Source organism: Mesorhizobium sp. M2A.F.Ca.ET.067.02.1.1 (assembly GCF_004023285.1).
In the GTDB taxonomy this organism is placed as follows: Bacteria; Pseudomonadota; Alphaproteobacteria; order Rhizobiales; family Rhizobiaceae; genus Mesorhizobium.
Map to the genome: position 1 here is coordinate 1 of NZ_RZSB01001331.1, position 693 is coordinate 693.

Annotated in this window: 1 protein-coding gene; it reads left to right on the forward strand. The window is 62.6% G+C overall.

Going from position 1 to position 693, the window contains the following annotated elements:
* Window positions 1–693 (forward strand): alpha/beta hydrolase (locus EOA28_RS37640; RefSeq protein WP_128315941.1); only part of this gene is annotated, 693 nt, incomplete at both ends.

Sequence of the window (693 nt, forward strand, 5' to 3'; positions counted from 1 at the left end):
GAGCGCGCCAAGGGCCCCGCCGACAGCAATCCGGCTAAGCAATTTACCGCCACCGATGTCGTCCACTATGCGGATGCCTCGCAGTTCGCCAAGGCGGTCGGCTCCAACATTGCCATAGGCGGCGACCGCGCTCTGGTTTTCGTGCACGGCTTCAACAACGGCTTCGACGACGGCGTGTTCCGGCTGACGCAGATCGCGCACGACACGAAATACCCAGGGACGCCAGTGCTGTTTTCCTGGGCATCGAGCGGCAAGACCACCGGCTACATCTACGACAAGGACAGTTCGACCGCAGCGCGCGACGACCTCGAGGCGACGCTGCGGATGCTCGCCAAAACACGCGTCAAGAGCATCGACATCATCGCCCATTCGATGGGCACCTGGCTGACGATGGAAGCGCTGCGCCAGCTCGCCATCACCGGCGACCGCGATCTGAACGGCAAGCTCGGCTATGTCGTTCTGGCGTCGCCGGACATCGACGTCGACGTCTTCAAGAAGCAGATGATCCGCTACGGCAAGCCCGATAAGCCCTTCGCCATCCTGCTTTCAGGCGACGACCGAGCGCTGAAGCTGTCGAGCTTCATCTCCGGCGACAAGCCGCGCGTCGGCGACTACGGCAATGCGGCCGATCTCGCGAGTTACGGCGTGGTTGTTGCGGATCTGACCAACACCAAAGGCGGCGACCGTTTGAAC